Source organism: Roseisolibacter agri (genome assembly GCF_030159095.1).
GTDB classification, from domain to species: Bacteria; Gemmatimonadota; Gemmatimonadetes; order Gemmatimonadales; family Gemmatimonadaceae; genus Roseisolibacter; species Roseisolibacter agri.
In genome coordinates, this window is the sequence record NZ_BRXS01000001.1 from 772807 (window position 1) to 797065 (window position 24259).

17 protein-coding genes and 1 pseudogene are annotated in these 24259 nt (G+C 74.6%); 10 read left to right on the top strand and 8 right to left on the bottom strand.

Going from position 1 to position 24259, the window contains the following annotated elements:
• Positions 1-92: 92 nt before the first annotated feature.
• The 3 genes and pseudogenes from rosag_RS03080 to rosag_RS25395 all read right to left on the bottom strand — a co-directional run.
• Positions 93-761 carry a L,D-transpeptidase family protein gene (locus rosag_RS03080; protein WP_284348556.1) on the bottom strand — a complete coding sequence of 223 codons (669 nt, stop codon included), beginning with the start codon at positions 759-761 and terminating at the stop codon, positions 93-95.
• A gap of 177 nt (positions 762-938) precedes the next feature.
• Positions 939-1784, bottom strand: coding sequence for an NAD+ synthase (locus rosag_RS25390; protein WP_345784815.1), 846 nt, complete (start codon positions 1782-1784; stop codon positions 939-941).
• 327 nt (positions 1785-2111) lie between these two features.
• Positions 2112-2885, bottom strand: a pseudogene (locus rosag_RS25395) (nitrilase-related carbon-nitrogen hydrolase); the annotation flags it as partial.
• 165 nt (positions 2886-3050) lie between these two features.
• On the opposite strand from rosag_RS25395, the gene rosag_RS03090 reads away from it, so the two are divergent.
• The 3 genes from rosag_RS03090 (at position 3051) to rosag_RS03100 (ending at position 7424) form a co-directional block, all read left to right on the top strand.
• Positions 3051-5180: a penicillin-binding protein 1A gene (locus rosag_RS03090; RefSeq protein ID WP_284348558.1), complete on the top strand. Its 2130-nt coding sequence runs from the start codon at positions 3051-3053 to the stop codon at positions 5178-5180.
• 31 nt (positions 5181-5211) lie between these two features.
• A complete protein-coding gene (locus rosag_RS03095; protein WP_284348559.1) occupies positions 5212-5829 on the top strand; it encodes a nucleoside deaminase in 618 nt (205 codons plus the stop codon).
• A 131-nt stretch (positions 5830-5960) separates the two neighbouring features.
• Entirely contained in the window at positions 5961-7424 is a 1464-nt protein-coding gene (locus tag rosag_RS03100) for a hypothetical protein (RefSeq protein ID WP_284348560.1), read from the top strand.
• A 158-nt stretch (positions 7425-7582) separates the two neighbouring features.
• Here the strand turns inward: rosag_RS03100 and lon are convergent, their stop codons facing one another.
• Positions 7583-10177 (bottom strand): endopeptidase La, encoded by a 2595-nt coding sequence (lon, locus tag rosag_RS03105; protein WP_284348561.1) that lies wholly within the window; start codon positions 10175-10177, stop codon positions 7583-7585.
• A 364-nt stretch (positions 10178-10541) separates the two neighbouring features.
• On the opposite strand from lon, the gene rosag_RS03110 reads away from it, so the two are divergent.
• The 3 genes from rosag_RS03110 to rosag_RS03120 all read left to right on the top strand — a co-directional run bounded on the left by rosag_RS03110 (position 10542) and on the right by rosag_RS03120 (position 16990).
• A complete protein-coding gene (locus tag rosag_RS03110; protein WP_284348562.1) occupies positions 10542-12662 on the top strand; it encodes a serine/threonine-protein kinase in 2121 nt (706 codons plus the stop codon).
• 25 nt (positions 12663-12687) lie between these two features.
• On the top strand, positions 12688-15240 hold the full coding sequence (locus rosag_RS03115; RefSeq protein WP_284348563.1) for a serine/threonine-protein kinase: 2553 nt from the start codon (positions 12688-12690) through the stop codon (positions 15238-15240).
• Between the two features lie 160 nt (positions 15241-15400).
• A complete protein-coding gene (locus rosag_RS03120; protein WP_284348564.1) occupies positions 15401-16990 on the top strand; it encodes an MXAN_6640 family putative metalloprotease in 1590 nt (529 codons plus the stop codon).
• 60 nt (positions 16991-17050) lie between these two features.
• On the opposite strand, the gene rosag_RS03125 is transcribed toward rosag_RS03120, so the two are convergent.
• The 3 genes from rosag_RS03125 to rosag_RS03135 form a co-directional block, all read right to left on the bottom strand.
• Positions 17051-17365, bottom strand: a complete 315-nt coding sequence (locus tag rosag_RS03125; protein ID WP_284348565.1) for a tetratricopeptide repeat protein — start codon at positions 17363-17365, stop codon at positions 17051-17053.
• A 21-nt stretch (positions 17366-17386) separates the two neighbouring features.
• Complete coding sequence (locus tag rosag_RS03130) at positions 17387-18211, bottom strand: alpha/beta fold hydrolase (protein WP_284348566.1); 825 nt, start codon at positions 18209-18211, stop codon at positions 17387-17389.
• Between the two features lie 352 nt (positions 18212-18563).
• Entirely contained in the window at positions 18564-19151 is a 588-nt protein-coding gene (locus rosag_RS03135) for a Spy/CpxP family protein refolding chaperone (protein ID WP_284348567.1), read from the bottom strand.
• 287 nt (positions 19152-19438) lie between these two features.
• Between rosag_RS03135 and rosag_RS03140 the strand changes: the two genes are divergently transcribed.
• The 4 genes from rosag_RS03140 (at position 19439) to rosag_RS03155 (ending at position 23630) form a co-directional block, all read left to right on the top strand.
• The gene (locus rosag_RS03140; protein WP_284348568.1) at positions 19439-20593 is read left to right on the top strand and encodes a hypothetical protein; all 1155 of its coding nucleotides are present in this window, start codon (positions 19439-19441) and stop codon (positions 20591-20593) included.
• 85 nt (positions 20594-20678) lie between these two features.
• Positions 20679-21539 (top strand): alpha/beta fold hydrolase, encoded by an 861-nt coding sequence (locus rosag_RS03145; protein ID WP_284348570.1) that lies wholly within the window; start codon positions 20679-20681, stop codon positions 21537-21539.
• Between the two features lie 21 nt (positions 21540-21560).
• Positions 21561-22763 carry a DEAD/DEAH box helicase gene (locus tag rosag_RS03150; protein ID WP_284348571.1) on the top strand — a complete coding sequence of 401 codons (1203 nt, stop codon included), beginning with the start codon at positions 21561-21563 and terminating at the stop codon, positions 22761-22763.
• Positions 22764-22775: 12 nt separating this feature from the next.
• Positions 22776-23630, top strand: a complete 855-nt coding sequence (locus rosag_RS03155; RefSeq protein WP_284348572.1) for a YdcF family protein — start codon at positions 22776-22778, stop codon at positions 23628-23630.
• A gap of 174 nt (positions 23631-23804) precedes the next feature.
• Here the strand turns inward: rosag_RS03155 and rosag_RS03160 are convergent, their stop codons facing one another.
• Positions 23805-24242 carry a pilus assembly FimT family protein gene (locus rosag_RS03160; protein ID WP_284348573.1) on the bottom strand — a complete coding sequence of 146 codons (438 nt, stop codon included), beginning with the start codon at positions 24240-24242 and terminating at the stop codon, positions 23805-23807.
• Positions 24243-24259: the final 17 nt, after the last annotated feature.

Consider the following 24259-nt stretch of genomic DNA (forward strand, 5'->3'; position numbering starts at 1 on the left):
AGACGGGGGCCAACCGCAGGTGGTGCGGTCGGCCCCCGAGTCTACGCACGAGCACCGCGATTCGCGGCCCCGCGGGCGTGCCCTCTACGCGGTCAGGGGAGGAAGCGGATCGGCGTCCCCACGGGCACCGAGGCGAACAGCTCCTCGATCTCCTCGTCGGTCACGGCGACGCAGCCGTTGGTCCAGTCGTAGGCGCGGTGCAGGGGCCCGACCTTGCCCTGCCCGTTGGGCAGGCCGTGGAGCATGATGTCGCCGCCGGGCGTGAAGCCCTGCGCGCGGGCGCGGGCGACGTCCTGCGCGTTGGGATACGAGACGTGCAGCCCGAGGTGGTAGCGGCTGTTCGGGTTGCGCGCGTCGATGTAGTAGAGCCCCTCGGGCGTGCGCCGATCGCCCGCCTTCTCCTTGTGCCCCACCGGGTTGCCGCCGAGGGCGACGTCGTAGGTGCGGATCGGCAGGCCGCCCGCCCAGAGCGTGAGGCGGCGCTGCGTCTTCTCGACGACGAGGCTGTCGGCGGAGAAGGCGGCCGTGGGCGCGCGGCGCTCGCTGACGAGCGTGGTGACGGGCGCGCCGCTGGGGGCGATCGTCGGCGTGCCGAGGGGTCGGCCCAGCGGACCCGCGACCGGGGTGCCCAGGGGCGTGCGCGGGGTGCCGCGCGCCTTGGACGGGGCATCCCCGGGGCGGTCGGCAGAGCGGGCGACTGGGCGTGCGATGACGTCGTCGCTCACCGAGGCGCGCAGGGCGCCAGGCACGATGAGGGACATGCACGTCAGCGCGGCGACGAATGAGCAGCGCATCGTCGTCGGGTCCGGCGTATGGGGTCCTGCACGCGCCACGGAGATGCGACGCGCGTCACAATATGGACGTGTCAGCGGGACATGCGCAACGCCGAGCGGCGCCGGGCGTTTCCCGCTAACACGTTGTTACGGCAGAGCTTGGATTCAGTAGTCCACCGGCCGCAGGTACGCCTCGCCGATGGCCGTCGGGCTCACCATGGCGACGGCCGGCAGCCGCCGCTTCCAGTGCGTCCCCGCCACCCGCTTGCGCACCCGCTCCACGTCCGCGGCCGCGAAGCCGCGCGCGACCAGCTCCTCCGGGCGGTGGCCCGTGAGCAGCCAGTTGAGGATCCGGTCCGCCTGCTGATAGCTGATGCCGAAGTCGCCCTCGTCGGTCTGACCCGCGATCAGGTCCGCCGACGCCGGCTTCTCGACGATCACGTCTGGAACCCCCAAGTGGCGCGCGAGTGCCCACACCTGCGTCTTGAACAGGTCGCCCAGCGGGTTCACCGGCGGGGAGTCGTCCGCATGCCAGGTGAAGTAGCCGAACAGCCGTTCGGTCTTGTTGCCGGTGCCGAGCGGGAGCGCGCGGAGCGCGGCCGACAGGTCGAACAGCGTGATCATGCGCAGCCGCGCCATCACGTTGCCGCGCCGCGACGGGTCGGCGTCCGGCGCGCTCGCCAGGTAGCCGTCGACCGCGGGGGAGATGTCCACCGTGCGCCCCTCGAGCCCGAGCGCGTCGATGACGAGCTGGGCGTGCGCCAGCGACTCGGGGCTCGACGTGCGGTACGGCATCCGCACCGCGACCACGTGCTCGGGTCCGAGTGCGCGCGCCGCCAGAAAGCAGGTGACGGCCGAGTCGACGCCGCCCGAGCAGCCGACGATCGCCTTCCGGAAGCCGCGGCGCGCCAGCTCGTCGCGCAGGAAGGCGACGAGCCACGCCTCGAGCAGGGCGGGGTCGACGTCGAGCGAGGGCGGATGGCCATGGTCGGCGAGCGCGACCTGCGTCACGGCGATCCGGGCCGCGTCGGCGCGGTGCGGTGCGTCCGGGGCCGCGGCGCGATGTTGTGTCTCGGGGGGGGCCCCCCGCGCCGATTCAGCGCCTGGAGTCGCCGGATGCGGCGCGCGCTCGTCCGCGTGCACGAGCCCGTGCGACTCCCCCTTCGGCGTCGGCGGGTCGTACGCCAGCCTCACCGGCACCGAGCGCTGCACCGCGTCCACCATCCGCAGCAGGTGCGGCATCGCCACCCGCAGGTCGTTCAGCAGCGGCGAGTCCGCCCGTGCCCGCGTCAGGTCGCCCAAGTCGACCGTGATCGACACGATCGCCTCGGCGAACACGGGCGCGCGCACGCGCACGTCCCCCTTCGGCCCGCACACCGTCGAGCTGCCGCCGAACGCCTTGCCCCCCTCGCTCCCCACGAGGTTCGTGAGCGCCACGAACACCCCGTGCTCCTCGGCGATGTCGCGCACCAGGCGCTCCCACCGGGCCACGCTCGCGGGCCCGGGGACGTCGTCGCCGCGCGGCCACACGCCGCGCGCCGGCGCCGCGGCCGAGACGAAGACGACCTGCGCGCCGTCGAGCGCGGCGATCGTCCCGGTCAGCGAGTGCCAGGCGTCCTCGCAGACGAGGATCGCCGCGCGCCCCCACGGCGTGTCGAAGGCGCGCAGGTCGAGCCCGCGCTCGACGAACCGCTCCTCGTCGAACAGGCCGTACGTCGGCAGGAAGTGCTTGCGGTGCACGTGGCCGATCGTCCACGCCTCGCCGCCCACCGTCAGGTACAGCGCGCTGTTGTAGAGCGTGTCCTGCCACACCTCGTAGAAGCCGACCACCACGTCGAGCGCGTCGGGCGCGCGCCCCGCTGCCTGCGCGGCGGCGCGGTAGGCGGCATCGACGTCGCGCGCCAGCGTCCCGGCGGTCACCGCCAGCTCGCGCACCCCGCCTTCCACGAAGTAGCCGGACGCCGCGGTCTCGGGGAGCTGGACGACGTCGGGGCGCGGCGAGAGCGCGGCGCAGTCGGCCAGCAGCGCGCCGATGCGGGCGACGTTCGCCTCGTACTCGCCCTTCACGGGGCGGAACTGCACGAGCGCGATGGTGAGCGGGCGATGGGTCATGTCGGAAACGTGATCGGGGCGCGCGGCCGGGGCAACGCAGGGGGCGCGTGGTCACGTCCGTGACGGCGGTCACGCCCGCGCGTCGCAGGGGGAACCCGGTGCCGGAATCGCCTCGTAGGGGCCGGTGTATCTTGCGGTGCACGTCCGCATCCCCTCCTCGCCGCCATGCCCCGCCTCGCCCGGCCGCGCGCCACGCGCGCCGTCCCTCGCACGTCGCGCGCCCTGACGCACGCCCTGACGCACGCCCTGACGCACGCGCTGGCGCTCGCAGCGTCCGTCGCGATCTCCGCCGCGACTCCGCACGCGTCGATCCACGCCCAGGCGCCCGCCTCGGGCACCGGCGAGCCGTGGCGCATCATCCCGCTGCCGCAGTCGACGGTCGTGTACGCGCGCGACGGGTCGATGATCGGCGAGTTCGGGCGCCAGGTGCGCACGAGCGTCGCGCTGCGCACGCTGCCGCGCTGGGTGCCCGCCGCGTTCATCGCGGTCGAGGACAAGCGCTTCTACCAGCACAACGGCGTCGACGTGATCGGCATCGCCGGCGCGCTGAAGGACGCGATCGGCGGCGACGTGCGCGGCGCGAGCACGATCACGCAGCTGCTCGTCGGCAACATGCACCCCGACGTGATCGACCGGCGCGACCGCGGACCGGGGCGCAAGCTGCGCGAGCAGCAGGCGGCGCTGGAGATGGAGCGCCGCTACTCCAAGGAGCAGATCCTCGAGGCGTTCCTCAACACGATCGCGTTCGGGCACGGCTGGCACGGCATCGACGCGGCGGCGCGCCACTACTTCGGCAAGCCCGCGGCGCAGCTCACGCTGGCCGAGGCGGCGTCGCTGGCGTCGATGCCGAAGAGCCCCGTGCAGTACGATCCCGCGCGCTTTCCCGCGCGCAACCGCGAGCGCCGCAACACGGTGCTCGACCTGATGGTGGAGCAGGGCTTCGTGCCGCGCGCGCAGGCGGAGGCGGCCAAGCGCGAGCCGGTGCGCACGGTGCCCAACGGCGGCATGACGGTCACGGCGCCCTGGTTCGTGGACGTCGTGCGCCTGCAGGCGGAGCGCGCGGGCGTGCCCGTGCGCGAGGGCGGCTACCGCATCCACACCACGCTCGACCCCGCGCTGCAGGCGGCGGCGGTGCAGGCGCTGCGCGACCAGCTGGACGCGCTGGAGCAGCGCCCGGGCTGGCGCCATCCGACGTACGCGAAGTACCACGCGGGCGCCGACTCCGCGAAGCGCGGCAAGCCGGCGTACCTGCAGGGCGCCGTCGTCGCGGTCGATCCGGGCACGGGCGAGGTGCGCGCGCTGGTCGGCGGCCGCGACTACGCGGACTCGCCGTTCGATCGCGCGGTGAACGGCAACCGGCAGCCCGGCTCGTCGTTCAAGCCGATCGTCTACGCGGCGGCGCTGTCGGCGGGGCTGGCGCCCAACGCGCCGGTCGGCGACACCGCGATCGCGATCCAGCTCCCCGAGGGGCGCACCTACTCGCCCGACAACTCGGACAACCAGTTCCTCGGCATCATCCCGCTGCGGCAGGCGCTCGCGCGCTCGCGCAACCCGGTCGCCGTGCAGCTGGCGCAGCAGGTGGGGATGGACTCGGTGATCGCGCTGGCGCGCCGCTTCGGCATCCGCGCCCCCATCGCGCCCTATCCGTCCAGCGCCCTCGGCGCGTCGGCGGTGCAGCCGCTCGACTTCGTGACGTCGTACGCGACGTTCGCGAACCTGGGCGTGGCGGTGGAGCCGCGCCTGGTGGCGCGCGTCGAGGACCGTGCCGGCAAGACGGTCTGGACGCCGCCGCAGGCCGCGCCGACGCTCGCGCTCGACCCGCGGGTCGCGTTCATCGTGCGCGACATGCTGCGCGACGTGGTGGACCACGGCACCGCCACGAGCGTGCGCCGCTACGTGCCCGCGCGCATCCCGGTGGCCGGCAAGACGGGGACGACGAACGACAACGCGGACGTCTGGTTCGTCGGCATGACGCCCGACCTCGTGGCGGGCGTCTGGATCGGCTTCGACACGCCGAAGACGATCACGCCCGGCGCGGCCGGTGGCACGCTCGCGGCGCCCATCTGGGGGCAGATGGTGAGCCGCTGGTACGGCAACCGGCCCTCGGGCACCTGGACGCCGCCCGCCGGGCTGGTGTCGGTGGAGCTGGACCGGCAGACGGGGCTCCCCGTCGACTCGACGACGTCGCCCGAGCGCCGCTACCTGGAGTGGTTCGTGGAGGGGACGCAGCCCGGCGCGGCGGCGTTCACGCCGTGGTCGCTCTTCCGCGCGGGCCCGGTGCTGACGCCGCGCTGAGCGGGCGCGAATGCGTTAGCGTTCCGCGGCCATGACTGCCTCTCGCATTCCCGAGGACGCGCCCGGCGCGTCGCCCACGGCCGCCGGCGCGTCCGTGCAGGTCACGCTCCCCGACTGGATCGACGACGTCGTCGACTGGGAGCGCCCGTACCGCACCGACGAGGAGAGGATGCGCCTCGCGATCGCGCTCTCGCGCGAGAACGTGGCGCGCGACACGGGCGGGCCGTTCGGCGCCGCGATCTTCGAGGAGGCGAGCGGCCGCCTGGTCGCCGTCGGCGTGAACAGCGTCGTGCGACTGAACAACAGCACGCTGCACGCGGAGATGGTCGCCTTCCAGTTCGCGCAGGCCCGCCGCGCGACGTTCTCGCTGTCGGCCGAGGGGCTCCCCACGCACACGCTCGCGACCAGCTGCGATCCCTGCGCGATGTGCCTCGGCGCGACGCTGTGGAGCGGCGTGCGGCGCGTGCTCTGCGGCGCGACGCGCGACGACGCGATGCTGCTGCAGTTCGACGAGGGGCCGGTGTTCGCGTCGTCGTGGGCGTACCTCAAGCGGAAGGGCCTCGAGGTGCGCCGGGGCTTCCTGCGCGAGGAGGCGGTGGAGGTGTTCGAGCTGTACCGGCAGCGGGGCGGGGCGATCTACAACGGCTAGCTGCGTGCTGCGTGCTGCGTGACCGGCCTCGGGACGCTCCTCACGCAGCACGCAGCCTCGGGCGGTGACCCGCGCCGTCGACGGGAGGTAGCTCCAGGATGGCAGTCCCTCTCTCCGCGCGGAGTCCTCGCATGTGCCGCCTCGCCCTCCCGCTGCTCCTCGCGCTCGCGGCCCCGCCGGCGGCGGCGCAGCTGGTCACGCCGAAGACCGTCCCGGTCCACCAGGCCGACCAGTTCGCGATCTTCCCGTCCGACCGCGTCGGCATGGCCGGCGTCGGCGTCGCGGTCGACGACACGCTCGCCGATCCGTTCGCGACCAACCCGGCGCGCGCGACGCGACTCAGGCGCGCGGCGCTGTTCGCCACGCCCTACTTCCACGGCGTCTCCGACGGCCGCGGCGGCGGACGCACCTTGCCCATCGGCGCGGGCGGGACGTTCGGGCAGTGGGGCGCGACGGGCGTCGTCGCGCTCCAGCAGCTCGAGCGCGCGCGGGCCGCCGTGTGGAACCTCCCGACCAGCGAGCGCACGGCCACCAACCGCTACGTCGCGGGCGCGCTGGCGCGGCGCTTCGGCAGCGGGCTGTCGGTGGGTGCGGGCGCGCTGCTCGCGGGCCTCGGCGCCATGGACGGCGTCGACCTGCTCTACGCCGGCAGCGACCGGATCCGCCAGGACGGCCGCGTGACCGACGTGCGCGTGGGCGCGACGAAGGAGTGGGCCGGCGGCCGCGTGCTCGACGTCGTCGCGCTGCACAACCGCACGGCCATGACGCACGACGTGCACTTCACCACGTGGCGCTGGGACTCGGTCGCGCGCCGCGGCGTCTCGACCGAGCGCGACGAGCACAACCTCGATCGCACGAACGTCTGGGGCGCGCACTCGCAGTACGTGCAGCCGGTCGGCGACCGCGGGTGGCGCCTGGGCGCGCTGGCGACGGTGAACCGGCTGTCGCACCCGAAGATCCCGAACTACGTCGTGATGAACATCCCGCGCGATCCGGGCACGACGTACGGCGTGAACCTCGGCGTCGCGGCGGCGCGCGTCGTCGGCCAGGCGGCGGTGGGCGTCGACCTCACCTACGAGCCGATGTCCAGCGAGACGTGGGCCGATGCGGCGCGCGACACCGCCAAGGTGGGCGGCGGCATCATCCCCGCGGGCGGCCGCACGGTCGAGAACCGCTTCCGCTTCCACAACATGCGGCTGCGCCTCGGCGCGGGGCGCGACTTCACGCTCGACCGCGAGCAGCAGCAGGCCCTCGGCTTCCAGGTCGGGCTGGGCGCCTACGCCATCGACTACCGGCTGCGCCAGTGGAACCGCGTGCAGGGCACGGAGCGCACGCAGAAGGAGTCGTGGGTGGAGTGGACGCCGACGCTCGCGCTCCGCTTCCGCGCCCGCGAGCTGGACGTGCGCTACGCCTACCGCGCGACCTGCGGCAACGGCTCGTCGTGCCTGCCGTCCATCACGCGCACGGACGACGTGTCGGTCGTGCAGCCGGGCGTCGGCGGCGGCGGGATCATCGCGGCGCCGAGCGCGCCGCTGTTCTTCGACGGCGGCCGCGCGTCGGCGCACACGTTCACGATCGTCGTGCCGCTCCGCTAGGCCCGCGTCCACTCTCGCGTGGCGGCGCGCGAGACGCGTGGCTCGTAATCGTGCGCGCCGCGCGCGCTCGCCGGGAGCCGCAGCCCGGCTTCACCCCGGCGCCTGCGCGAAGGGGCCCCGCCGTTCAGCGGGGCCCCTCGCACCTCATTCCGTCTACGTCACCGCAGCGCCGCTGCGGCCTCCTCCGCGACTTCCATCTCCGTTTTCGGCGTGGCCACCGGCCGCGGCGCCGGCAGCAGCGCCAGGTCGAACACCTCGTCCAGCGTCTCGACCGGGTGGAAGCTGAGCGCGTCGCGCACCTCCTCGGGGATGTCCTCGAGGTCGGCCTCGTTCTGCTTCGGCAGGATGATGGTCGTGATGCCCGCGCGGTGCGCGCCCAGCACCTTCTCCTTCACGCCGCCGATCGGCAGCACGCGGCCGCGCAGCGTCGCCTCGCCCGTCATCGCGACGTCGCGCCGCACGGGACGGCCGCTCATCGCGCTGACGATCGCCGTCGACATCGCCGTGCCCGCGCTCGGCCCGTCCTTCGGGATCGCGCCCGCGGGCACGTGCACGTGCACCTCGATCGAGCCGAGGCGGTCCTCGGGGATCTGCAGCCCGCTGGCGTGCGTGGCCGCATAGGTGAGCGCGGCGCGCGCGCTCTCCTTCATGACGTCGCCCAGCTGGCCGGTGAGGATCAGCGACACGTTGCCGTAGCCGCTGACCTGCGTCACGTCGCCGTCGTCGCTGGAGCGGCGCGCGCCCGGCAGCCGCCGGATCGCCGCCTCGACGAACATGATGTCGCCCCCCATCGGCGTGTAGTACATCCCCGCCGCGACGCCGACCTCGTTCTGCTCCGCCGCCTTCTCGGGGTGCACGCGCGGCCGGCCGAGCAGCTCGCGCACCTCGGCGGCGTCGATCGTGTTGTCGGCGATCACGGTGAGGTCGCCCTGCGCGACGCGGCGCGCCACCTTGCGCGCGACCGCGCCCACCTGGCGCTCCAGCTGGCGCACGCCCGCCTCGCGCGTGTACTCCGACACCACGCGCATGACGGCGTCGTCGGTGAACGACACGTTCTTGTCGCCCAGGCCGCTCTCCTCCAGCTGGCGCGGGATCAGGTACTTCTTCGCGATCTCCGCCTTCTCGCGCTCCGTGTAGCCCGCGAACTCCACGACCTCCATGCGGTCGATGAGCGGGCCCGCGATGTTCTGCGGGAAGTTCGCCGTCGCGATGAAGAGGCACTCGCTGAGGTCGAACGGCACGCCGAGGTAGTGGTCGACGAACGCGTTGTTCTGCGCGGGGTCGAGCACCTCGAGCAGCGCGGCCGCCGGGTCGCCCTGGAATCCCTGCCCGAGCTTGTCCACCTCGTCCAGCAGGAAGACCGGGTTCTTCGTGCCCGCCTGCTTCATCCCCTGGATGATGCGCCCGGGCAGCGCGCCCACGTACGTGCGCCGGTGGCCGCGGATGTCCGCCTCGTCGCGCGCGCCGCCGAGGGCCACGCGCACGTACTCGCGGCCCAGCGCCTTCGCGATCGACTTGGCGATCGACGTCTTGCCGACGCCCGGCGGGCCGGTGAAGAGCAGGATCGGGCCGCGCGCCATCGCGCGCGCCTTCGCCTCCTTCGCGTCGGTGATCTGCCGCTCGCTGTCGTTGGTGCTCGTCTGCAGCGTGGGCGTCGCGTCGTCCTGGTCGCCCATCAGCTTCGCGGCCGGCACCTCGCCCGTCTTCTCGACCTCGTCGGCCACCTGGCGCGCGCGCAGCTCGCGCACGGCGAGGAACTCCAGCACGCGGTCCTTCACGTCCTGCAGCCCGTAGTGGTCCTCGTCGAGGATCGCGGTCGCGCGGTTGAGATCGAGCTGGTCGTCCGACCGCTCGCCCCACGGCAGCTCGGCGATCCACTCCAGGTAGGTGCGGATGACCTGCGCCTCCATCGACTCGCGGCCGGCGCGCTCCAGGCGCCCGAGCTCGCGCTCGACCTCCTGGCGCGCCTCGCGGGGCAGCTCGAGCTTCCCGAGCTTCTCGCGCAGCTCCTCCAGCTCCTTGCTCTGGTCGTCGTCGCCGAGCTCCTTCTGGATCGCCTTCATCTGCTCGCGCAGGAACATCTCGCGCTGGCGCTCGCCCAGCTCCTCCTGGACGGCGCTCTTGATGTCCTCCTGCGCCTCGAGGAGGCCGATCTGCCGCTGCACGTGCACGAGCACGCGGCGCAGCCGCTCCTCGACGCTCAGCGTCTCCAGGAGCCCCTGCTTCTCCGGGACGGTGAGCTCGATGTAGCCGGCCACGAGGTCGGCGAACTTGCCGGCCTCCGAGACCGAGTCGAGCACCTGGTGCACGACCTCCTCGGGGAGGCCGCGGCGCTCGCCCAGCTCGGCGGCCCGCTCGCGGGTCTCCTTGTGGAGCGCCTCGAACGCCGGGTCGCGCTCGTTCAGGGGCAGCATCTCCTCGGCCGGGATGACGACGGCGGTGAGGTGCCCCTCGGTGGTGGAGTACTGGAGGGCGGTGGCGCGCTGCTCGCCCTGGAGCAGCAGCTGCACGCCGCCCAGGCCGCGCTGGATCTGCCCGATGCGGGCGATCACGCCCGTCGTGTACAGGATCTCGGGCGTCGGCTCGTCGGTGTTGTCCCGCTGGGCGACCGCGAACACCAGCCGGTCGCCCTTGAGCGCCGCCTCGATGGCCCGCAGGGTGCCCGGTCGCCCGGCCGCGATCGGCTGGGTGACGCCGGGGAAGATGACCGTCCCGCGCAGTGGCAGGACGGGGAGAGTCTGGCGGTGTGCCATGAGGGGAGTTCGTGGAGGTGGCGTGCCTGCGCTCCCGGGAGAACCGGGGGCGGGGCACGCGACGTTCCGTCGCGGCGCGACGGCGCGGCGGCCGGGGGTTCCGGTCCCGCGTGCTGCGAGGCCACTGTGCAGGAAGCGCGCTCCCATGCCCGGCCATCGCGGCACGGTGGCGACCCCACCCTGCAACTTTTCGCTGCGACGCTGACGTAGGGTGCCCCGCGCCACTGCCGGATCGGCGCGCCCGCGAGGAAACGGACGTGTCGCCGGGCGCGTCGTCGGCGTGTCGCCCCACGGTCTGGGTCGTCCCTGGTCCGGACCCCGATGGGGTGCTACACTAGTTTTGCCCCCCGCTGCGGACCCCCGAGTGCCCGAGCCCGTCGTCACAACATCCGAGACCGAGTTGCGCACCGTCGTCGAGCGGGCGCTCACGTCGGCCTACGAGCTCGATCGCGAGATCGGCCGCGGCGGGATGGGGATCGTCTATCGCGCGAAGGACCGCCGCCTCAAGCGGACGATCGCGATCAAGATCCTCCCGCCGGAGCTGGCGTACCGCTCCGAGATCCGATCGCGCTTCCTGCGCGAGGCGGAGACGGCGGCGCAGCTGTCGCACCCGCACATCGTCCCCATCTACTCGGTCGACGAGGCGGAAGGCCTCGTCTTCTTCGTGATGGCGTGCGTCGACGGCGACAACCTGGGCAAGCGCCTCCACGAGCGCGGCCCGCTGCCGATCGAGGACGTGCGGCGCATCCTGGCCGAGGTGGCCGACGCGCTGGCCTACGCCCATGCGCGCGGGGTGGTGCACCGCGACATCAAGCCGGACAACATCCTGCTCGACCGCGACGAGGACCGCGCGCTGGTGACCGACTTCGGCATCGCGCGCGCGATCATCGAGGGGAGCGACGCGCGGCTGACGGCGACCGGCATGGCCATCGGCACGCCGGCCTACATGAGTCCCGAGCAGAGCGCCGGCGACCGCGAGATCGACGGCCGCTCGGACCTCTACTCGCTGGGCGTGGTCGCCTACCAGATGCTGGCGGGCGAGCTGCCGTTCCAGGCGACCAGCACGCCGGCGATGCTGGTGAAGCACCTGTCCGAGCGCCCGGTCCCGATCGAGCAGCGCCGTCCGGACACGCCGCCCGACCTGGCGGCGATCGTGATGCGCCTGCTCGAGAAGGAGCCGGCGCACCGCTTCAGCGGCGCGGCCGAGCTGGAGACGGTGCTGCGCGACCGCGCAGTGCCGCCGGCGTCGTTCGCGACCACGCAGCCGCCTGCGCGCCACGCGCCGATCCCGCCGGCCCCCAACACGCCCACCCGCGGCACGGCGCCCTACGGCACCGCGCCCTACGCCGGCGCGCCGTACGCCGGGGCGCCCTATGCGCCCGCGCCCACGCGCCCCGCGCCCGCGGGCTCGCCGTTCGGCGACGCGCCGGCCTACGGGCAGGTGCCCGCGCGGCTGGCCGACTCCGGGGAGACCGACCTGTTCACCCCGACGGCCGACGACTACGACCGCTGGGAGGCGAAGCCGGTCCAGGAGTTCCGCCGCAAGCTCGGGTGGTTCGCCATCATCGGCTCGGTGCTGTTCGTCATCGGCGTGGTCGGCGACGGCGACTTCTTCGGCGCGCTGGGCCTCTGGGCGGTCTACATCGCCTTCAAGTACGCCAAGCTCTGGTCCAACGGCTTCGACTGGCGCGACGTGCTGCGCGAGCCGCGCGACCGGCTGTTCGCCGACGTGGCGGCCGAGTGGGGCGAGAACTGCCAGGCGTTCTTCGACCGCGACAAGCGGGCGCGCCTGCGCGACCGCGAGCGGCAGCGCCGCCTGACGACCGCCACGCGCCCGGCCGCGCTGCCGGCGGGCGCGGGCTACCGCGGCGGCGACGGCCAGGGCTACGCTGGCGCGCCGCCGGCGTTCAACCCCGCCGACTTGGGCGCCCACGCCGACGTCGCCCGCCAGGCGGTCGCCGACCGGGACGAGATCCTGCGCCTGCTGTCGACGATGCCGAAGGCGGAGCGCGACCGCATCCCCGAGGTCGGCCCGTCGGCCCGCGCCCTCGCCGACAAGGTGCAGGCGCTGGCGGCGATGGTCGCGGACCTGGAGCGCAACGTCACGCCCGGCGCCGCGCAGGCGCTGGAGCAGGAGATCGCGCGGCTCGAGGCCGAGGCCAACCCGCTGGATCGCGAGCGCAGCGAGGCGCGCGTGAAGCGCCTCGCCTACCTCAAGCGGCAGCGGCGCGCGACGATGGACATGAGCAGCCGCCACGACGCCGCGACCGGGAAGCTGGAGAACTGCCGCCTCGCGCTGCAGAACATGCGCATCGACCTGGTGCGGCTGCGCACCGGCTCGGGCGGCTCGCCGCTGCAGGTGACGAGCGTCGCCGAGCGCGCGATGGCCCTCGCCCGCGAGGTCGACGGCATCGTCGGGGCGGCCGAGGAAGTGCGCGGGGCGGTCGGCGCGGGCTCGCGCGTGCCGCAGCCGGGCCGCGGTTGACCGCGGGCGACCCCGCCCGCCGCGCATGACCGACCTGCTGCTGGACCGCGTCGTCGCCGCCATCGGTGACCGCTTCGAGATCGGCGACGAGCTGGGTCGCGGCGGCATGGCGGTCGTCTACCGCGCGCGCGAGGTGCGCCTGCGCCGCGCCGTCGCGCTCAAGGTGCTGCCCCCCGAGCTGGCCTTCCGCACGGGCGTGCGCGAGCGCTTCCTGCGCGAGGCGCAGACGGCCGCGCAGCTGACGCACCCGCACATCGTCCCGATCTACGCCGCCGACGAGTCGGGCGGCGTCGCCTGGCTCGCCATGGCGCTGGTCGACGGCGAGACCCTCGGCCAGCGCATGCAGCGCGAGGGGCGCGTGGCGCCCGACGTCGCGCGGCGGATCCTCGCCGAGGTGGCGGACGCGCTGGCGTACGCGCACGCGCACGGCGTCGTGCACCGCGACGTGAAGCCCGACAACATCCTCCTCGACCGCGACAGCGGGCGCGCCACGGTCACCGACTTCGGGATCGCGCGCGCGGCGGAGGAGGAGCTGCGGCTGACGGTCACCGGCGTCGCCATCGGCTCGCCCGCGTACATGAGCCCCGAGCAGGCGATGGGCGAGGCGGAGGTGGACGGGCGCTCCGACCAGTACTCGCTGGCCGTCGTGGGCTACCAGCTGCTCACGGGCGAGCTGCCGTTCCAGGCGAGCAGCGCGACGGCGATGCTGATGAAGCACGTCGCCGAGGCGCCGCGCCCGATCGCGTCGCTGCGCCCGGACGTGCCGCCCGCGATGGCCGCGGCGATCGAGCGCGCGCTGGCCAAGAAGCCCGCGGACCGCTGGCCCGACGCGTCGGCGTTCCGCCGCGCGCTGCTGGACACGCGGGCGCCCGCTGCGCCGGCGGCGCCGGCTCCCATGCCGGATGCGAACGGCGCGTCGACCCTGCCGAAGCCCGCGCGGCCGCCCGCGCCGGCGCCGGGCGACCCGTTCACGGTCATCGTGCCGACGGTCGGCGCGCGGCCGGCCCCCGAGGCGCCGGCCGCGCCGCCCGGGCCCGGCCAGATCCCGAGCGTGCGCGACGCGATGGCGTCGGCGATGCGCCAGGTGGACCGCGCGCTGGCCGACGTCGGCCCACTGGTGCACGACGCCATGGATCGGGCGCGTCGTGGCGCGGTGCCCGTGCCGCCCGCCGCCGAGCCGCCGGCGCGGCCGCCGCAGACGCCCACCGAGTGGCGCGCGTCGCAGAAGCAGGCGGAGCGCGAGTGGAAGGAGCACCTGCGCGCGCAGCGCCGGGAATGGCGCGAGCGCCAGCAGGAGCAGCAGGCGCAGTGGAAGGACCACTGGAGGGACGCGCCCGCGCAGGGGGCGGCCCAGGGCAACCTGCCGGTCCCGCTCTCGCGGGGCGAGGTGCCCGGCAACCACCCCCTCGGCGGGATGCCGATGGCGGGGGCGCCGACGCGCCTGCCGCGAGTCGCGGTGCAGTCCGAGGCGCTGCCGCCGCTCTCCCTCGAGCGGCGCGCGGAGCTGTTCCGCCGGAAGGCGGGCAGCGTGATGATGCTGCTCGCCTTCCTGACGCTCGTGAACGCGCTGCACCTCTTCCTCCCGCCGTGGGTGCTGTTCCCCGCGTTCGGGATGGGGCGCGACCTGCGCCGCCGCTGGCGCCCGCTGCGCGACGAGGGGCTGCGCTTCTGGGAGCTGATGTTCGAGGGGCCGCAGGCGGCGGTCGCCGGCGCGCAGGTGCGCCCCACGCGCGGCCGCGGCGCGATGCAGCTGCAGGAACGCGCGCGCCGCTTCCGACGGCACGTCCGCCGCGGGGCGGTGTCCGCCGTCGTGTCGATCCTCTCGCTGATCATCGGCGTCAACGCGAACGTCGAGCCGCTCGTCGTCCCGGTCATCCTCTTCGGGTTCCTGGCGCTGTACTCGGCCGTCGGCGCGCTGCGCCACGGGCGCCGGCTGCGGCGCGCCGGGGTGTCGCTGGAAGGCGTGATGGGGCGCCAGTGGGAGGAGCTGATCGCCACGGCCGAACCGCGCCCGCGCGACGAGATCCTGGCCGAGGAGGCGTCGCGCCTCGTGGGGAGCGACGTGCTCGCGAGCGCCTACGGGTCCGCGCTGCGCGGCGCCCTCGACGACCGCCTGGTGGTGCGCGAGACGTTGGGCAAGCTGGCGCCGGCGGACCGCGCGCTGATCCCCGACGTGCTGCCGACGATCAACGCCCTCGTCGAGCGCATCGCCGGGCTGGTGCAGTCGCTGTCGCGGCTGGAAGGCGACGTGCGCGCGGGGCAGGTGGAGGAGCTGGATGCCCGGCTCGCCCGCGCCCGCGCCGAGCCCGCCGGCTCGCCGGACCGCGACCGCAAGATCTCGCTGCTGGAGCGGCAGCGCGCCTCGCTCGCCGACCTCGCGCAGCGCCGCGCGACGATGCTCGCGCAGCTGGAGAACGCGCAGCTCGTGCTGCAGAACATGAAGCTGGACCTGCTGAAGCTGCGCGCCGCGGGCGTCGGCGCGCTGGCCGAGGTGACGACGGCCACGCAGGAGGCGCGGGCGCTGTCGCGCGACATCCAGTACGCGCTGGACGCGGCCGCCGAGGTGCGCGCGCGCTAGGGCGCGCCGGGCTGGCCGGTGGGGCGGGTGAGGTAGCTCACCGTCGCGCGCTGGCGAGCTCTTGCCGACCGCCGGTCCCGGCGAAACGTTCGCTCGGTCGAGTCTGCCCGTGGGGCGCATCTGCGCGCGCCGCATCGGCCGATTCCCGCACCGACCGAACATGGCTTCCGTTCGCCCCCTCGCCGCCGTGCTGGCGGCCCTCGTCGTCGGCGCGTGTGCCGACGACGCGTCCGCGCCCCTCGCGCCGGCGGTCCCGGCCGCCCCGCGTCTGGCGGTCTCGCCCGGGCAGACCCAGCAGGAGCTGAAGTCCGCCCTCGACCTGATCGAGGACGACTACGACGCGGGCGCGCTCGACAAGGAGAACGTCAACCGCTACCGCGAGTACGCGGTCTCGTCGCCGGACAAGCTCCCGTCCAAGTACCGCAGCTCGGCGCGCGGGAAGGACGCGACGCTGTCGATGGTGCAGATGGCGCGCGACTGGTCCACGCTCTCGGCCGCGACGCGCAAGGAGATCCGCGACCTGCGCGCGAACGGCTTCGGGAACCTGAAGCAGACGAAGGAGACGGCGCACTACGTCCTGCACTACACGACGCAGGGCGACTGGGCCGTGCCCGCGCGCGACGCGGACCGCAACGGCACGCCCGACTTCATCGACGCCGCCGCGGCCAGCTGGGAGCAGATCTGGCAGCGCGAGGTCGTGCAGCTCGGCTACGACGCGCCCAAGCTGACGACCGACGCCGCCGGCAACCCGACGAACAAGTTCCACGTGTACTACAAGGACATGCCGTATTACGGCTACTGCATGCCCGAGAACGTGGAGCTGACGACCACGAGCCCGGTGCCCCTCGGCACCGCGTCGGCGTGGATCGCCGTCGAGAACGACTTCGTCGGCTTCCCGCCGAACGACGAGGACGTCACGGGGACGGAGGTCGTGCGCACGGGCGCGCTGAAGGTGACGCAGGCGCACGAGTTCATGCACGCGCTGCAGTTCAACATCAACGTCTACCAGTCCGGGTGGCTGTTCGAGTCGCACGCCACGTGGGCGGAGGACGCGGTGTACGACGGCATCAACGACTGGCACTGGTACATCAACCGCTTCCTGCGCACGCCGGACCTGCCGGTGACGTCGCGGTTCGTGTACGGCTCCGCGTTCTTCCTCAACTGGGTGAGCGAGCGCGCGGGCGTGGATGCGCCGCGCCAGATCTGGCTCGCCGCGCGGGCCAACACCGCGACCGAGGCGGTGCGCCTCGCGGGGCTCGGCGGCTCGTGGGCGTCGATCGCGGCGTTCGCGCCCGCGCAGGCGACGCTCGCGATCGACGACTTCTCGGGCGGCGCGACGTCGGTGATCCCGAACCCGAACACCACGCTGCTCCGGCGCGCCACGCACGACGCCTATCCGGTGAGCGTGCAGGTGCCCGCGGCCACCAAGCAGGCGGCCAACGGCGCGCCATGGGGCCTCGGCTCCAACTTCGTCGACTTCGTGCCCACGGCGACCAGCGAGACGCTGACGCTCACCGTCGACGGCGCGGACGGCCACGCGTGGCGCGCGTACGCGATCCTCACGAGCAAGAGCGGCACGACGAGCGTCGAGCCGATCACGCTGAATGCGTCGAGCGCGGGCACGCTGACGGTGCGCGGCTTCGGCCGGTCGGTGGCGAAGGTCACGCTCGCGGTGACGATCGCCGCGCGCGAGGGCGTGCAGGTGCCGTTCAGCTACGGCGCCACGCTCGGCGGCACGCTCGCGAACTGACGCGCACGTATCCCTGAAGCGACGCGGCGCCGCGGGATCACTCCCGCGGCGCCGCGTCGTTCAGGCGTCGTCCAGCTCCTCCAGGCGCGCCTCCAGCTCGTTCGCCATGCCGACGTGCCCGAAGCGGTGCGACGCGGCGATCCCCTTCTGCAGCGCGTCGCGTGCCTCGTCGGCGCGGTCGAGCGCGAGCAGCGCTTCCGCGAGGCGTCCCCACCCGTTCCCCTCGTCGTCGTACTTCCCGAGGTAGATGCGCAGATGCTCGACCGCCTCGTCCCACAGCCGCGCCTTCAGCAGCTCGTTGGCGAGGCCGAAGCGCGCGAGCGCGTTCTCGGGATGCTGCGCCACCATGGCGCGGAAGGTGTCGACGCGTGACATGCGAGGGGCAGGGAAGGACGACTACTCGCGCGCCAGCAGCCGCGTGATGGCGTCGGCGACGGCGTGCGGCGCGTCCTCGGGGAGGAAGTGGCGCGCGTCGGGCACGACCTCGAGCTGCGCGCCCGGGATCTCGCCCGCGAGGCGCTCCGCGACCGTGGGCGTGAGGAAGGGATCGTGCGCGCCGGTCAGCACCATCGTCGGCATCACGAGGTCGCGCAGCCGCGGCGCGAGCTGCACGGTCTCCGCGGCGTCGAGCGCGAGCAGGTGCTCCACGAGCGCGTCGCGCCCGTCGGCGGTCGCGAACGGCTTGAGGTACTTCTCCACCGACCGCGCGCCGACGTCGCCCTCGGCGTATCCGCGCAGCAGCTCGCGCCGCAGCAGCGTGAGGAGGAAGGTCGGCGGCAGGTGGCGCGTCAGCGGGAGCATCGCGCGCGCGAGCCGCAGCTCGCGCGGCGGCCAGCAGTCGTAGGCCACCGAGCTCACGAGCCCCAGGTGCGCGACGCGCGCCGGCCAGCGCACCGCCATCGCCTGCGCGACGCCGCCGCCCAGCTCGTGGCCCACGACGCACGCGAAGTTGATCCCCAGCACGTCCAGCAGCTCGACGACGCGCTCCGCGTGCGCGCGGACGCCGAGGGGGCGGCCCTGCGGCCGGTCGCTGCGGCCGTAGCCCAGCAGGTCGACGACGACCACGCGGTGGCCGTCGAGCAGCGCCGTCGCGACGCGCGCCCACAGGTGCGACGAGCTGGGGAAGCCGTGCAGCAGCACGATCGGCTCGCCGCCGCCGCGCGTGCCGGCGGCGTAGTAGTACAGGCGCGCGCCGCCGACGTCGATGAACTCGCCTCGCATGCGTGCCGCCGCCTCAGGCCCGCTGCCGCGCGTGGGCCATCATCGCGGCGCGGGGGACACGCTCGCGTCCGGCACCACGAGCCCGCAGCAGCCGCAGTACCACCCGCCGGCGTCGGCGGCGGCGTCCACGTCCAGGCGTCCCAGCGAGGCACCGCAGCGCGGGCAGCGCGCCCGGGCGGGGCGCGGGGCGCGGTCGGGGGACGACGCGTCGTCGGAGCGGGAGGGTCGGTTCACGGGCGGGAAGATGCGGCGGTGCACGACGCGGCCACAAGCGGCGCCCCGGCAGGACGGGAACGCATGAGGGGCGGACCGGTCGACGACCGGCCCGCCCCTCCCGTGCACCAACCGTGCGTCAGGCGCCGCGACGCAGCGCCGCGCCCGGACGCACCGCCGCACCACCGAAGCGCGCCTTCGGACCGCGCACGCCGCGGTCGCCGCGCGCCTGCCCGCGCTGCGCCATGCGCTGCTTCAGCTCGCTCACGTTGCGGTCGAACGCCGCCTGCTGCGACGGCTCCAGGACCGTGCGCAGGTCGGCGAACTGCCGGTCGGTCAGCTGCTGCATGCGGGCGCGCAGCTGCTCGCGCTGCGCGCGCGTTGCGACGCGCGTGGCGCTGTCGGGGCGCTGCCGCTCACCGCGGGCGGCCGAGTCGGACCGCGCGCGCTTCGGCGCCATCGCGCGCGCCTCGCTGGCGAGCTCGCGGCGCTGCTCTGCGTAGCGCTGCTGGACCTCGCGCACGCGGGTGCGCTGGGCGTCGGTGAGGGTGATGTCGCGGAAGAGGAGGCCGGCGGCGCGACCCACACGGTCGCCAGCGGCCTGGGGCTGCTGCTGCGCGCCCCGGCGCGGCTGCGGGCGCTGCGCCGGTGCCTGGGCGGAGAGGACGGCGGCTCCGAGCGTGAGCGCGGTGCCGAGGGAGAGGGCGCGAAGGGCGAGTGAACGCATTGCGGACTGCTCCTGACCTGGTGAGACGGGTCGCAGGTCGGCACCACCCGACAGGGCGGCCCGGGTGCTGCGCCAGTCACGGCCCGTCATCGCGCCACTCGGGTACATCGCCGGGCGCGCACGGACCATGCACGTGAGGAGAGACGGCGGCCGCGGCTGGCCGTTAACCGCGCGCAGGCGTGGACGTTCTGGCGTCGCGCCGGAATTTCCGTAACTTGGCCTCCGCCGCCGGGTTCGCCGGCTCCATCGGGCCCCGGCGCGCGTCGCCCGACCCCGACCCCGAGCACGTGACCGCACCCGTCACTCCTCCGACGGACCCGTTCGACGCCCTGGACGAGGCGCCCGCCACGCTCGCCGCGAGCTCGCCGCCGGCCGCCGTGCGTCCGCCGCCGCCGTCCCCGGTGACCGTCCCGATGGGCTGGCTGCTCGACAAGGCGCCGTACGCCATCCGGGCGCGCGCGCTGCTCGAGCTCGGCAACGTGACCGGCAAGGCGGCCGAGGACGCGCAGCGGATCGCCATCGCCCACCGTCCGGCCGTACGGCTGGCGCTGGGACAGGGGCGCGACGGCACGTGGGGCGGGCGCATGCTCACCCTTCCGCGCAGCGACGACCCCGAGTTCACGGACGTCGGTACGGTGCCCGCCGTGCGCCGGCTGGCCGAGTACGGGTGGCCGACCGACTCGCCGCCGCTGTGGCTGGCGCGCCGGCCGCTCTTCCGGCTGCTGGCGCAGGACGACGACCCGCGCTTCCTGTACGAGCTGCGGACCGAGCTGCCCGACCCGTCGCTCGCGCAGCACGGCCGCCTGCGCCTGCGTGAGGCCGCCGCGGCCACGCTGGCCCAGCTCGGCTTCGAGACCGATCCGCGGCTCCGTGGGGCCGCCACGCGCCTGCTGGACCGCATGGGCGCGTTCCTGAAGGCAGAGGCCCCCGCCGCCGGTGTCCTGCCCGAGTCGGCGCTGCCGCCGTCGATGGACGCGCTGCTGATGCTGGCGCACATGCCCGTCTTCCGCAACGAGCACGCGGAGGACATGAGCCGGCTGACCGCGTTCCTGATGCAGCCGGCGCCGTCGGGCGTGGTGAAGCAGCGCGTCGGCAAGACGACGCTCCCGCAGCCGCGCCTGATCATGGGCGACCCGCTGGTGGACGTCGGCGACCCGGACGGCAAGTCGATGCCGCGCGTCCTCGCCTGGCTGGAGCTGTTCGCGCGCCTGGGCATCCTGCGCCGCCACCAGCCATGGTGCGTCCTGCTGGATCGGCTGCTGGAGCTGCGCGACCACGAGGGCCGCTGGACGCGCCCCGTGGGCACACCGGCCCCGGATCCGCTCACCTGGCCCACGGCGCCCCTCGGGTCGCCGGCCGAGCGTGGCGAGTGGTCGGCGGACGCCACCTTCCGGCTCGCGCTCATCGCCCGCCTGTCCGGCCGGCCGCTCGAGCTGGTCTGAGGCGCGGACGGTCGCGCTGACGAAGGTCCTGCCCGGCCGCCGGCCGGCCGACGCGGTGTTCCCGGCGGGGCGCGCCGGGCATCGGGTGCGGCCGGTCATCCTCCCCGACGGGGAGCGCGTGCGCGTGGTGCACTGCCCGCCGCCGGCGGACGCGTCGGGTGACGTGCCCGCGGTCGTCTGCGTGCACGGATGGGGCTGCTCGGCGTTCAGCTTCAACCGGGTGCTGCGGCCGATCGCGGACGCGGGCTGCGACGTCTACGCGCCGGACCTGCGCGGGCACGGCTGGTCCGACAAGCCGCAGGACCTCGCGCGCTACACGCCCGAGGCGCTGGGCACCTGGCTGCTGCGGGTGGTGGATGCGCTGCGTCTGGAGCGCGCCGTGCTCGTGGGGCACTCGATGGGCGGCGCGGTCGTGCTGCACGCCGCGCTGCAGGCGCCGGCGCGCGCCGCGGGGCTCGTGCTGCTGGCACCGGTGGGCTTCGGCACCATCCCGCGCATCGGGCTGCTGCGCACGCTGACGCCCGACGCGCTGGTGCCGCTGCTGCCGTACCTGGCGTTCCGGGCGGTGGTCGACGTCGGGCTCCGCACCGGCTACGGCGCCATCGGCGCGCCGAGCGCGGACGACGTGGACGAGTACTGGGCACCGACCGCGGATCCGGCGTTCGCGCGCGCGGTGCGGCTGGTCGCGCACGCGTTCGACTGGAGCCCGACCGATCCGCGCGTGCTCGAGGGGCTGGCGTGTCCCGCGCACGTCGTGCTGGGGGAGCGCGACAACCTGATCTCGAGCCCGAGCGTGCGCGCGCACGTGGCGCGCGTCGCGGGGCTGCGCGTGGACGAGGTGCCGCGCGCCGGCCACGTGCTGCCGGAGGAGGTGCCGGACGCCGTCGTGCGCGCGGTGGTGGACGACGCGCGCGCGTGGTGGCGCCCCGATCGCGGCGCCTCCTAGCTCTCGCTAGCTTCGTTGCACATGGCTTCGATTCTCGCTCCCACCGCCGACGCGCCCGCCGAGGCGCCCATCGCCGAGGCGCCGCCTCCGACCTTCGCCGAGCTCGGGCTGGCCGAGCCGATCCTGCGCGCCGTGGCCGACCGCGGCTACGAGCGGCCGTCCCCGATCCAGGCGCAGGCGATCCCGGTGATCCTGCGCGGACGCGACATCATGGGCCTCGCGCAGACCGGCACCGGCAAGACGGCGGCGTTCTCGCTGCCGGTGGTGCACCGGCTGCTGGGCGGCCCGCGGCGCACGCGCGTGCTGGTGCTGACGCCTACGCGCGAGCTCTGCCTGCAGGTGGAGGCGAGCTTCCGCGCCTACAGCGAGCACGCGGAGCTGTCGGTGGTGGCGGTGTACGGCGGCGTGCCGTACGAGGTGCAGGAGGAGGCGCTGCGCGGCGGCGTGGACGTCGTCGTCGCGACCCCGGGCCGCCTGCTCGACCACCTCGAGAAGGGGAACGTGGTGTTCGACGACCTCGAGGTGCTGATCCTCGACGAGGCGGACCGCATGCTCGACATGGGGTTCGCGCCGCAGATCAACCGCGTCGTCGAGCAGATCCCGCCGTACCGGCAGACGCTGCTCTTCAGCGCGACGATGCCACCCGAGGTCGAGGCGCTGGCGCGGAAGTACCTGCGCAAGCCGGTGGTCGTGCAGGTCGGGCGCCGCAACACCGCGACCAAGACGGTGACGCACGCGGTCTATCCCGTGCCGCGCGACCGCAAGAGCCGCCTGCTGGTGGAGCTGCTGCGCAAGCCGGAGATGGACACGGTGCTGGTGTTCGTGCGCACGAAGCCGAACGCGGACCGCGTGGTGCGGCACCTGGAGGGCGCGGGGATCACGGCGGTCGCGATGCACGGCGACAAGACGCAGGTCCAGCGCGTGCAGGCGCTGGAGGACTTCCGCAGCGGCGTGGTGCGCGTGCTGGTGGCGACCGACATCGCGCAGCGCGGGCTCGACATCTCGAACATCTCGCACGTCATCAACTACGACGTGCCCGAGCAGGCCGAGGACTACGTGCATCGCATCGGCCGGACGGGGCGCGCGGCGGCGACGGGCGACGCGTACACGTTCATGGCGCCCGACGAGATCGCGACGGTGCGCCTGATCGAGCGCGTGATCGGGCAGGAGATCCCACGCATCTCGGTGCCGGGGTACGACTTCGGCACGTTCGTCGCCGACTGACGGACGCGGCGCGTGAGCTGGGGACGGAGCGCGGGCCACGGCCCGCGTACGGGCTATCGCGGCGCGAACGCCCCGACGGAGAGCGTGGCGCGCCGCGCGCTCCGCGGCGGCGTGCTGGCGGCGCTCGTCTGGGTGCTGCTGGCGCGACTCGGCGTGCAGGACATGATCGGCATCGCGGAGCTGCGCGGCCTGCCGATCGCCGTCGTGGTGGGCGCGCTCCTGGGCTTGGCGGGCTGGCTCTCGCCCGTGTGGCTGCTGGCGTCGGTCGCGACGCTGACGCTGATCGCGGTCACGGCGACGCCGGTCATGCGCCCCGCGGTGGCCGCGCTGCTGCCGCGCGACGCGGCCGCCGACGCGACGGGCGCCGACGCGGTGTTCGTGATGTCGTCCGCGGTGACCGACGACGGGATGCTGGCGGGGCAGGGGCCGGAGCGCCTGCTGCACGGGCTCGCGCTGGTGCGCGCGTCGGGGCTCCCGCTGGTGGTGAGCGCCGTGCGACGCGGCCCGAGCGGCGTCAGCTCGCTGGACGACCAGCGCGCGCTGGCGGGGCTGGCCGGCGTCGACCGGCTGACGGTGTTCGACTCGGTGGGCTCGACGCGCGACGAGGCGGTACGGCTGGCCGCGACGGCTCGTGCGCGCGGCTGGCGGCGCGTGGCGGTGGTGACGTCGCCGCTGCACGCGCGCCGCGCCTGCGCGACGGTGGCGCGCACGGGGCTCGCGGTGCGCTGCGTGCCGTCGCCGTCGCGCGAGCTCGGGCTGCGCGGACCGACGCCGCTCTCGGGCACCGAGGTGCGCGCCCGCGCCTTCGGCCTCTGGGCGTACGAGTGGGCGGCGTGGTGGACGTATCGGGCGCGCGGATGGGTGTGAGGGGACGATAAGGCGGAGGACGGAAGAGCGGAGGACGGAACGGCGGAAGACGATAGGGCGTGAAACGGAAAGGCGGACCTCCCGGCTCGACGCTTCGAGCTTGGAAGGTCCGCGGTTTCGTTTCACGCCCCATCGTCCTCCGCTTCACCGTCCTCCGCCGTTCCGTCCTCAGCCCTACCGCACGCGTCCGAGCCGCGAGACGGTCACCGTCTCCACCGCCGCGCCGCGGCGCAGCTCGATGCGCAGGTTCGACGCGCCCCAGCCGAGCCCCGAGGCGGCATAGGCCATCGAGTCACGGGTCGCGGACATGCGGACGCCGTAGAGCGTGACCAGCGAGCGCCGCAGCGCGCTGTCGCCGCGCAGGTGCACCGTCACCGCGCCTCGCAGCGTGTCCAGGCGCACCGCCGCCCGCTCGGCCCGCAGTGCGGCGAGGGCGCGGGCGAGCGCGAACGCGGAGCGTACCTCGTCGCCCGCGGAGCGCGCGCGGGCCGCGTCCACCAGCGGCGCCCCCGCCCGCAGCGCGAACGCCGCCAGCAGGCCGACGACGACGAGCGCGATGGAGAGCTCGGGCAGCGTGACGCCGCGGCGCGGGTGGCGAGGCAGGGGAGGCACGTCACGAGGGTAGGGTG

Bases quoted from the DNA above. Each gene is read 5' to 3' on its own strand.
- rosag_RS03080 (WP_284348556.1), bottom strand. From the start codon at position 761: ATGTCCCTCATCGTGCCTGGCGCCCTGCGCGCCTCGGTGAGCGACGAC.
- rosag_RS03090 (WP_284348558.1), top strand. From the start codon at position 3,051: ATGCCCCGCCTCGCCCGGCCGCGCGCCACGCGCGCCGTCCCTCGCACG.
- rosag_RS03095 (WP_284348559.1), top strand. From the start codon at position 5,212: ATGACTGCCTCTCGCATTCCCGAGGACGCGCCCGGCGCGTCGCCCACG.
- rosag_RS03100 (WP_284348560.1), top strand. From the start codon at position 5,961: ATGTGCCGCCTCGCCCTCCCGCTGCTCCTCGCGCTCGCGGCCCCGCCG.
- lon (WP_284348561.1), bottom strand. From the start codon at position 10,177: ATGGCACACCGCCAGACTCTCCCCGTCCTGCCACTGCGCGGGACGGTC.
- rosag_RS03115 (WP_284348563.1), top strand. From the start codon at position 12,688: ATGACCGACCTGCTGCTGGACCGCGTCGTCGCCGCCATCGGTGACCGC.
- rosag_RS03120 (WP_284348564.1), top strand. From the start codon at position 15,401: ATGGCTTCCGTTCGCCCCCTCGCCGCCGTGCTGGCGGCCCTCGTCGTC.
- rosag_RS03125 (WP_284348565.1), bottom strand. From the start codon at position 17,365: ATGTCACGCGTCGACACCTTCCGCGCCATGGTGGCGCAGCATCCCGAG.
- rosag_RS03130 (WP_284348566.1), bottom strand. From the start codon at position 18,211: ATGCGAGGCGAGTTCATCGACGTCGGCGGCGCGCGCCTGTACTACTAC.
- rosag_RS03135 (WP_284348567.1), bottom strand. From the start codon at position 19,151: ATGCGTTCACTCGCCCTTCGCGCCCTCTCCCTCGGCACCGCGCTCACG.
- rosag_RS03150 (WP_284348571.1), top strand. From the start codon at position 21,561: ATGGCTTCGATTCTCGCTCCCACCGCCGACGCGCCCGCCGAGGCGCCC.